At 45.7% G+C, this 10,569-nt stretch carries 8 protein-coding genes; all 8 read right to left on the bottom strand.

Features of this window, described 5'->3' with window-relative positions:
- Nucleotides 1–144 precede the first annotated feature (144 nt).
- Complete coding sequence (locus ACTNEW_RS01390) at nt 145–930, bottom strand: response regulator (RefSeq protein ID WP_441057041.1); 786 nt, start codon at nt 928–930, stop codon at nt 145–147.
- Nucleotides 927–2,711, bottom strand: a complete 1,785-nt coding sequence (locus tag ACTNEW_RS01385; RefSeq protein ID WP_441057039.1) for a sensor histidine kinase — start codon at nt 2,709–2,711, stop codon at nt 927–929. Before ACTNEW_RS01385 ends, ACTNEW_RS01390 begins: the two co-directional genes overlap by 4 nt.
- 338 nt (nt 2,712–3,049) lie before the next feature.
- Nucleotides 3,050–4,024: a radical SAM protein gene (locus tag ACTNEW_RS01380; RefSeq protein ID WP_441057037.1), complete on the bottom strand. Its 975-nt coding sequence runs from the start codon at nt 4,022–4,024 to the stop codon at nt 3,050–3,052.
- Nucleotides 4,014–5,192: an SH3 domain-containing protein gene (locus ACTNEW_RS01375; protein ID WP_441057035.1), complete on the bottom strand. Its 1,179-nt coding sequence runs from the start codon at nt 5,190–5,192 to the stop codon at nt 4,014–4,016. Before ACTNEW_RS01375 ends, ACTNEW_RS01380 begins: the two co-directional genes overlap by 11 nt.
- A gap of 259 nt (nt 5,193–5,451) precedes the next feature.
- Entirely contained in the window at nt 5,452–7,026 is a 1,575-nt protein-coding gene (locus tag ACTNEW_RS01370) for an alpha-L-rhamnosidase-related protein (RefSeq protein ID WP_441057033.1), read from the bottom strand.
- A 166-nt stretch (nt 7,027–7,192) separates the two neighbouring features.
- Complete coding sequence (gene glpK / locus ACTNEW_RS01365; protein ID WP_441057032.1) at nt 7,193–8,671, bottom strand: glycerol kinase GlpK; 1,479 nt, start codon at nt 8,669–8,671, stop codon at nt 7,193–7,195.
- A gap of 1 nt (nt 8,672) precedes the next feature.
- On the bottom strand, nt 8,673–9,605 hold the full coding sequence (locus tag ACTNEW_RS01360; RefSeq protein ID WP_441057030.1) for a transketolase family protein: 933 nt from the start codon (nt 9,603–9,605) through the stop codon (nt 8,673–8,675).
- The gene (locus tag ACTNEW_RS01355) at nt 9,598–10,431 is read right to left on the bottom strand and encodes a transketolase (protein ID WP_441057028.1); all 834 of its coding nucleotides are present in this window, start codon (nt 10,429–10,431) and stop codon (nt 9,598–9,600) included. The genes ACTNEW_RS01360 and ACTNEW_RS01355 overlap by 8 nt, the downstream gene beginning before the upstream one ends.
- Between the last annotated feature and the right edge of the window lie 138 nt (nt 10,432–10,569).

The following is a 10,569-nucleotide window of genomic DNA, read 5'->3' as shown; positions in this document are numbered from 1 at the left end:
TTTTTACGCTTTGCAAATCGGATCCACAGATGCTGTTATCTGATAATATCCATTATTCACAAAAATCACAAAACATTTGATGTTATTTTAACACATCAACCGTTACAAAAGTGTTACACCAAATAATGAAAGGCGTTTCCAAGGTTACTTTTTTTTCGAATGTGCAAGCCCCCCGTTGGTCAGCTCTGCCCATTCATACTGTGCCATATATTCCCCGATATACGCATTCAACGCGTATGGTTTTCCTTTTTTCCAATCGTAATAATCACAGTCCACTTTTTGCGTAAGAATGCCGATTCTTCCCCATGCCTGTACCACAATATCCGCACATTCCAAATCACCCATGGTATCCATCAGGTCTTTTTTCAACCTTCGCAGATAGCTGGCATGGTGGTCATCCTGCCACAAACGCGCCATGATTTCGTTGTTGCTGCACAAGGATCCTTCCCGGTCAACCAGGTATGCCACCATTTCTTTCGTCTTGTCGTACCTGAATGACACCGTTTTTTCATCTACAAACATCTCGAAAGATCCGAATGTCTGGAACCGCACTCGTTTTTTTCCTTTCGTCCTGGGGACATAACGAAGATCCGTCAATTCCCGCCATACCTTTTCCGGAGTGATGGGTTTTCGCACATAGCCGCTGGCGTGCATGCCGAATGCTTCCTCCATGTACTCGTCATATCCGGTGGCAAATACGATATTCACGTGCGGATTAAGAATCTTCATCTCCTGTGCCAGCCGGATGCCGTTGTAGTGCCGCATCTGAATATCCAGAAATGCAGTCTCACATGGGGTATCCTTTACAAATTCCAAAGCATCCTTCGGATTGTCGAAGCTTATCACCTCTGCAGAGGGGTCTGCATTTTTTATGGAAGATACCAATACTTCCAAAGCTATTTTCTCATCATCTACGGCGAGAATTCTCATCTGGTCACCTCCTTTGGGATTCGGATCGTGGCTGTTGTTCCCTTTCCGGGTAAGCTGTCTATTTCAAGTATTGCTTTACTCATTGCCCATAATCTACGGCGGACATTGTCTATTCCGATATGTTTCCCGCCTTCTTCTATGATGCTTTGCACATCAAAGCCCACGCCGTCATCTTTTACAGCAATAACGAAGTCTTCTTTTGTTTCCCATGTTTCGATGGTCACGGTTCCGCCTCCTTCTTTCGGGCAGATCCCATGCTTTACCGCATTTTCCACCAGAGGCTGCAGGGACAAAGCCGGAATGCTGAAGTTGTCCGGGCCGATTTGATAAACAATATGCAGATCATCCTCAAACCGGAGCTGTTCCAGCTTCAGGTATGTTTTTACATGCTTTAACTCTTTCGTAAAAAGAACCAGATGTTTCTGATTCAAAGATTTCAGATTTATCTGCAGATAATCAGAAAAATCACTGATTGCCTGCTGTGCCATCGCTGCATCTTTGCCGCACAGGTAATAAATCGTATTCAGACAATTATATAAAAAATGAGGCTGAATCTGAGTCAGCATAACGGCTATCCTGCTCTCCTCCAGTTCCTTGTCCAGTTTTTCCATACGGGCAACCTCTTTCCGATTCACAATGACATCTCGGATCAACAGCACAATATAAAGCACTGTCATCACCATAAATATCGTTTTTGTACATACCGCACGAGAATACACACTTTCTCCCAGACCTGCCATATCGAACAGCAACGTGAGAAACAGAAGCGCAAAGAAAGCCAGTGCAGTCTTCTTTCTCTTTCCTGTATCCTTCATTGACCGGATACACAAAATAAAAAACAGAACACAAAAGACAACTTCTATAATCACCCAGTACTTTGTCAGATCATAAATCACTGCAAAACCGCTGACAGATAATATCATCAGCGTCAGATCAAACACTCCGGAAATCGCAATTGCCCTTTCTGCCGTCTTTCTTTCCTTTTTTCGCATGCATTCCATTGCCACGAGGCTTAAGAAAAAGGGAAACAACATCATGACAAGCGCCTGTGAATAGGTAAACAAGGCCAGCGTCCCCCGCTCAAAAAAGCAATCCGCCGTATCCAGGCATACATATAGTCCTGCGCAAAAATATACAGTGCTTCCACTCCATAAAAACGATGTCCCTTTACTTCGAAGAAAAACAGAGGCAATCGCTCCTCCTGCCAGCAGGATAGACATGCTAATCAGAAGTATTCCAAATGTTCGAAAGGGACTGCAGTATGGATCCAGGTAATGTTTTACGACTGTATCCGAGCCAGCAAACATCATCCCCAGGAACTCATTGTATGCATGGGAGTTCCCATATGTATGAGGATTATGCAGCGTAATTTCCACTTCATCCTCAGCGGTAATGCCAGGAGAGACGAATGTCATCCATACTCTTCCGCAATAATCCGGAATCAGTTTCTGCGTCATGGCAGCATTTTCATCAATCACCGTTCCGTTCACAGACAGACGATAGCCTATATGATTTACATACAGACACATTTCCATTCCTTCCGGAAGCTCATATTCAAAATGTCCCCGCAACGTCACGTCTCCATCCATGGCCGACAGACTGGTTTTCTCTGTAAATATTTCCCATTCCCCGTCGCCCTGGCAGTATTCTCCAAAAAACTTCGCAGGTAGCGGAAAAGACATAGCTGCCTGGCTGCTTTTTATCCAAACGAACAGAAGGACAACTGCCATCATGCTAATTAGAAGAATCTGGAGAATTGTAATTTTTTTTATCTTTTTCAACTTTTATACCTCTTTAAAAAGGTGCTCTGCCGCCACCCTCGCTGCAAAGCACCTCATTGTGCATAATATCTGTATTGATGGTTTCCTGCCGACCGCCAACATTTTTCTGCTGCAGTCCTTGTTTCCTAATAGGATAACATAGAAAACCTTATTTGACAATTCCCCTATATTTTCACATTTTTTTCAAATGCTCATCACAGAATTTTCACATTTCTTTTTTATAGTATTTTGCATAGAAAGCGAAACACTTTCTATTAAATATTTTTCTTTTTCATACGCGCCGGTACGTAAGTACCGGCCTCCTTCCATTTATGGGATTTTTTATTCTTTCACTGTTTCTATTCTTTTTTATTTTCACCCTTTTTTATTTTCACTCTGTCTTCCGTTTTAGAATGTGTTTGAACACCTTCGTAATCAAAAGCCGGGATAAAGCTTTCTTTTGCCGTTTCCCCTTCCTGGAAAAATCCGTTTTCAATCCCCAGTTCCACAGCCGCATCCAGAACCTTTTCATATTCTCTTGCTGTCACTCTGCGATTCAATTCCGGATAGTTCTCCTGATGATAAATCGGAGTAAACTGATTCATAATGCTGATATAAATTTCATTCCCGTAAGTTTCATGAAGATATTCCAGCACTTTTATGGAATTTCTGGTGTGACCGGGCAGAATCAGATGACGGACAATCGTACCTTTTCTGATATATCCGTCTTCTCCGAATTCACAGGGTCCTGTCTGTCTGACCATCTCGCATATCGCAGCTTTCGCTCTTTCCGGATAATCCTGTGCGTGAGAAAAAGCTCCCGCCAGTTCTGACTCCATATATTTCAGATCCGGAAGATACACATCCACATAACCGTTCAGCAGCCGGAGTGTTTCCACCTTTTCATATCCGCTGGAATTATAAACCACAGGAAGATCAAATCCTTTTTGCTGTGCAATCTCAAGAGCAGTCAAAATCTGAGGCACATCATGCGCCCCTGTCACCAGATTCAGGTTTGCAGCACCTTCCTGTTCCAGTTCCAGAAAAATATCCGCCAGTCTTTCCGTCGAAATCTCCAGCCCACTGTCTCCGATAGCAATATCACGATTCTGACAAAAGCAGCACTTCAGCCCGCATCCTGTAAAAAACACAGCTCCGGAACCTCTGCTTCCGGAAATACAGGGCTCCTCCCACATATGCAAAGCGGCACGGGCAGCCACTACCGTGCTTCCCATGCCGCAATACCCTTTTTTTCCATGCAGACGATCTGCATGACACTCACGGGGACAGAGCGTACAGTCCCGCAATAACATTTCCATCTGCTCAGGCTTCATTTGCTGCCTCTTCCGTACCGCTCTCGTATATTTCTCCTGCATCTCCGATATCCTCTGATGCAGACGGATCTTCAATCGGCTCTGATGGAGTATCCGGTTCCTCAGGCGTTTCCGGAGTATCCGGTTCGAATATTTCATCAGGATCTACCGGTTCCTCCACATAGTCCACATCACTGCCATTGGAAGAACTTCCGGAACCCGACTGTCCGCCTGAGGAAGAACTTCCGGATGAGGAACTTCCGGATGAAGAACCTCCGGATGAGGAACTTCCAGATGAAGAGCCTGAAGACTGATCATAAGAATAATCTGCATCCTGACTGCTGCTCTGAGACTGCTGGTAATCCTTCTGTTCTGGTACAGATGTCGGAGTTGCCTTCTGGTTTTTCAATTCCTCCAGTTTCGCCTTATCATCGGTCACATATTCATGACGGACATATCCGGTCTTTCCATCTTTTTCCACTTTGACCCAGCCTGGTACAGATGCAACTGCCGTCCATTCTTCTCCGAATGTGGTGACTGTCACCAGATCTGCCTCCACATCTGCACTCTGACGAACATTCACCTCTGTTGTGACATAAATCGTCACAGGTTTTTCCAGTTCTTTCTCTTCTGCGGTCTCTGCAGCTTCCTTCTCTTCCAGGTTTTCATCCGTATATTTGATATAAAGAAATCCGAACTCTTCGGTCAGTACAGGGTCTGTCCACTTATCTGCTCTCACATCATCAAACGTATGTACTTCCCCTGCCTTTTCTTTCTTCTCTCCATCCACTTCTTCCACTGTAGGTTCTTCTGTCAGGATCAGGTTCCATGTCTGTGCTACCACTTCTGTTCCCTCATCCTGCGTATCTGCTGTTTCTTCTGCAGTTTCCATTTCCACAACTTTGGATTCTGCTCTTTTATATTCAGCATTTGCAAAAAAACGTTTGGTTTCGTTCTTTACTACCACATCTCCAGTCTGAAGAGATACAGTTACATCTTCCGGAATACGTTCTTCTTCCTTTTCTTCGCCGGCATCTGCAGAATTCTCCGCTGCACCTTCCGCAGCATTCTCAGCCGCCTGCTCTGTCTGCGCCGCTGCTTCCTCTGCCAAAACCGCTGCAGGTGTACTCATACACAGCATAGCCGCTGCAGACGCATATATCATTCGTTTCACTATCTGATTCTTCATCGATATTTCCTCCTGATTTATTGACAAAATGTCAATTCATACCATGATTGTATACCAATTCCCATAGAAATGGAACTCTTTTTTACAATTATTTTAATTTTTTTGAAGCATTTTGTATTACTGTTCACAGAAAATCCCGATACCGTCAACATACGAATTATTACGGAACGAATAATTTCTGCGTATCACCAATCGCACCTTGCAAAAAACCTCCGCTTTTCCCATGAAAAAGCAGAGGTTCTTATCATATACCAATTCTTTATTCAAAATATTCTCTCAAAAGCCATGCCGGTGTACAGCTCCATGCGTGGCAGAAACTGTTTACCTGCATATTTCCGTAAGGAGAAGCCAGCGGATCTTCCGGATCAAATGCTTCCCAGAACGTATCTGCACCAAGATCGATCATACCGCCCCAGTAGGTTCTCATAAGTTCCAGAGCTTTGTCCTTTTCTCCCACATGGAGAAGTGCCTCGATCACATGATGGTAAGCATATGGTGTCATCACACCCATAGCAGGCTTTACATCCAGAAGATGCAGCATCAGTTCCCGGCTCTTTTCCTGATCAAACACATCCGCAAGCACCATCCATGCCTGACTGGACCAGGACACCTGACGGGTTTCTCCGCTTACAAAGAAGCCCTGTTCTTCATCCCAGAAATGAGAAACTGCCTTTTCCACTGCATCATTCAAAAGACCATCCAGTTCTTCCAGTGCGCTGGTATCTCCTGCCAGCTGTGCCAGCACCTTTCCGTGTCGCAGACAGTAAATCCATACCCCCTGTGCGGCAGCCTGACGGTCAAGTCCCTCTTTCCAGTCAATAAATGCCACCATCGGATTTTCGGAAGTATCCAGCACCCCATCTTTCATATCGTCCAGAGCAAGACGGATCTGTGTATAGGCAGTCGGCCACAGTTCCTTTACAATTTCCAGATCTTTTGTTTCCTGATAATAATCATGAAGAATGGATACAAAAAACAGCGAATAATCCCAAAGGAACGTATCATCTACCTGCATTACCGGCTCTGTAAACAGACATGCGCCAATCTTGCCGTCCCCTCTCGTAAGACCTGCAAACAGATACATGCAGCGTTTTACCAGATCATAATTTTTGAATGTCACATAATTTGCCTTTGCCTGCAGGCGAAGGTCACCGATCCACAGACGGCGGTCACGCTTCGGTCCGTCCTCAAACACATGCTGCATACAGTCCTGAAGCGTTTTCAGACTGGCACGGTCAATTTTCTGAAGATCCTCCGAAATCCCCTCGATTGGTTTCACATCCTCCATGGAAACGGAAGAAACTGCTGTCATTTCCGCATCTTCCACCACCACCTGGAATTTCTGTGAAGTATCAATTGCCAGAACCTCCAGGTAACGGAAAGCATAACGTCTCGGCAGCTTCAGTTCACAGGGCAGCACATCAATATGGATAAATTCCTCCTGAATCCATCCTTTGCTGATCCATCCCTCATAGACAGAAGAATCATCCAGAATCTCACTGGCGATCTCGGCAAATTTCAGGCGCAGAAATGCCGGTGCATCCTGCGGACTTCCTGCAGACTTCAGTTTCAGCGTCACATATCCCACATAATGATCACCAAAATCCATGCAGATACTGTCGCCTTTTCTAAGAAGCTTACCGGGCATCTCTTCGATTGCTTCTGTTGATACGGGAACTCCGTTTCCTTTTTCATCTCTTCCGATTTCCACCAGACGCACCGGCTTCACTGTTTTTTCCAGAAGCGGATGATCCAGCTCCACAGCCTTGTTTACAAATGCATCTACTGTTTTTCGTTCCATATCCGGAATAATGCTGATTAATTGATCTCCCATGTTTATACCTCCCTGTTTTTCTTTTTCGTTATAACCAGCTCTGATTACTGCTTTCCGCCAAAATTAAGTGCCGGTTTTGCAAAGAAAATCACATTTCTTTCCACAGCAATACAGGCAGCAACTGCACAATTCACCACAGCTGCTGCCCTTTTCTTCCATCCATTCTTTATTTAGTCAGGACCTGAGATACGGCATGTTTCCATCCCTCGTATTTCTCATTGCGTGTTTCTGCATCCATAGCCGGCTCAAATTTTGTACGGCTCATTTTTGCAAACACTTCATCGCGTACATAAAGTCCCACTGCGATTCCTGCCGCATAGGCAGCTCCGATACCGGATAATTCTTCTGCAGACGGAACCTGTACCGTCACGTGCGCCATATCACTCTGGAACTGCATAAGATAACGGTTTCTGGTAGGACCGCCATCTACACGAAGTTCGCCGATCGCAATCCCGGACTCCTCGCTCATGGCTTCGATCACATCTGTGATCTGATATGCAATACAGTCCAGACCTGCGCGGACGATTTCCGCCCGTTTGGTGGTTCTGGTCATACCGCTGATGATACCGGTTGCTTCGCTGTCCCAGTAAGGAGCACTCAGCCCTGTAAATGCAGGAACAAGATAGGTTTTATCCTTGGGATTTGCGGCAAGCGCAAGTGCTTCTGTCTCGCCCGGGGAAGTGATCAATTCCAGATCATCCTTCAGCCAGGTAATGACTGCACCTGTATAATTGATATTTCCTTCCAGCACGTAGTTTACTTCTCCGTTCAGTTTCCATGCGAGAGAAGTTACCACACGTTTGCTGAATACAGGATCTTTGCCGATATTCATCATAACGGAAGAACCTGTGCCGTATGTAGTTTTGATCATACCTTTTTCTACACATCCCTGTCCGAAAAGTGCTCCATGGGAGTCACCCAGGACACCACGGATCGGAATCGGTGCATCCAGGAATCCGTCAAAATCCGTCATACCATACTCGCCGTCAGAATCTGTCAGCTCTGCCAGACAGGATACCGGAATTCCAAACAGGCCGCATACCTCCGGATCCCATGCCAGAGAAGTGATGTTAAACATCTGGGTACGGGAGGCATTGGAATAATCGGTACGGAATTCTTTGCCGCCGGTCAGTTTATATACCAGCCAGCTGTCAATGGTACCGCAGCAAAGCTCTCCTCTGTCTGCTCTTTCCTGTGCACCTTCCACATTCTGAAGTACCCAGGCAATCTTGGCAGCAGAGAAATACGGAGAAAGCTGAAGACCTGTATGGGAGCGGATCATCTCTCCGTGTCCTGCTGCTTCAATCTTCGCACAGATTTCCGCGCCGCGGGCACACTGCCATACCACCGCATTGTATACCGGTTTTCCTGTGGCACGATCCCATACCATCGCCGTTTCTCTCTGGTTGCTGATACCAAGTGTCACAATTTCATTTTTGTCGATTCCGGCCTTTTCCACCAGAATCTTTACAACAGAAAGGGTATTGCGGTAGATTTCTTCAGGATCATGCTCTACCCAGCCCCTCTCGTCAATATACTGTTTATGAGGCACGTCACTGCGGCAGATCAGGCTTCCTTCTTCATCAAACAGAAGTGCCTTGGTGCCCTGCGTGCTCTGATCGATTCCCAATACATATTTACTCATATTATTTCACCAGTTCCGCTGCTTTTTGGGCAATGCCTTCAGCGTTTAATCCATAATAATCAAAAACTTCTTTGGAGGTTCCTGTGATTACCGGTGCATCCGGAAGACTCATGTTGATCACTTTGCGCGGGCATTCACTTCCCACAACCTGGCTTACCATGGAGCCAAGACCGCCGAATGGAGATGCTTCTTCCACTGTGATCACTGCTTTTGCATTCTCAGCTGCCTTTACCACTGCATCTTTATCCAGCGGTTTTACACAGTACATATCAAGTACGGTTGCGCTGATTCCCTGTTCTTTCAGGATTTCTGCAGCGTCTTTGGCCGGTTTTACCATTTCACCGCATGCGATGATGGCAACGTCTGTACCTTCGCATACAACGGTAGCTTTGTCCATTTCAAACGGAACATTGCCTTCTTCATAAACAGGATCTACAGCATTACGTCCTACACGGATGTAAGCCGGTTTCTCATCTTTCAGAAGAGCTTTTACCAGTTCCTTTGTCTGAAGATGATCACTCGGAATATAAACACGCATATTCGGAATAGCTGCCATAGCTGCAATATCCTGTGCGGAATGATGGCTCATGCCCAATGCGCCGTAGCTGACACCGCCGCTGATACCGATCAGTTTTACGTTTGTGTTGGAGTAAGCTACGTCAACTTTTGCCTGCTCATAACTTCTGGTGGAAAGGAAGCATGCAGGGGAAACTGCATAAGCTTTTTTGCCGCATTTTGCAAGGCCTGCGGAAATACTTACCAGGTTCTGTTCTGCGATACCGGTCTCAACGAACTGCTCCGGATAGGTATCTGCAAATGGAGTAAAGGAACCGCTTCCTCTGGAATCGCTGCACAGTGCAACGATATCTTTATCTGTTTTTGCTGCCTCCATCAGGACTTCGCAAATCATCTGTTTATTAGCAATCTTACTCATGAAGAGCAGCCTCCTTTCTTGCTTCCAGATCTTTCATGATCTGTGTATATTCTTCCTCACTCGGTACATGATGATGCCATGCCGCTTTGTTTTCCATAACCGGGGAACCACAGCCCTTTACAGTGTTGGCGATAAGTACGGTCGGTTTTCCTTTTACGGTCTTTGCTTCGTCAAAAGCAGCGTTCAGCTCATCAATGCTGTTGCCGTCTTTGACATCGATCACATTCCATCCGAAGCTTCTGAAACGCTCATGAAGATCGTCGTGATGCATCACATCTTCGGTATTTCCGGAAATCTGCAGACGGTTGCGGTCTACCACTGCACAGAGATTGTCAAGTTTGTAATGGCTTGCTGCCATAGCACCTTCCCATACGGAACCTTCTGCAAGTTCACCGTCACCCATTACGGTATATACACGGTAATCCTGATGATTCATCTTACCTGCCAGAGCCATGCCCACACATACCGGAAGTCCATGTCCCAGAGAACCGGAGTTCATTTCGATACCCGGAAGCTTGTTGTTCGGATGACCGATGAATTTGGAACCGAATTTGCTGAAGTTCTCCAGAACTTCTTCCAGTGTGAAAAAGCCTTTCTTCGCAAGAACTGCATAAAGGGCTTCTACCGAATGACCTTTACTCATGACAAAACGGTCACGGTTGGGATCATCCATATTCTCCGGGCTGATGTTCATCTGTTTGAAATACAGGGTAATTAATGTGTCAATGACACTCATGTCACCGCCAATGTGTCCGGCTTTTCCGGCACAGATGATTTCGATGACATCTTTTCTTAAATCATAAGATAAAGCGGTCAGGTTTTCCATTTTTTATTTTCCTTTCTGTTATATATCTGAACAGTCCGGGCAAAGCAGATAAGATAGAATCCTGCTATGCAGGATTCTCCGCCTGCGGCGGATTGCTTTAGCAATATATTTTCTCTCCGCCGCAGTGCGATCCTGCCC

Origin of the sequence: Blautia sp. HCP3S3_G3 (genome assembly GCF_052063365.1) — a bacterium.
GTDB lineage: Bacteria > Bacillota > Clostridia > Lachnospirales > Lachnospiraceae > Blautia_A.
This window is presented reverse-complemented; position numbering and strand designations above follow the sequence as displayed.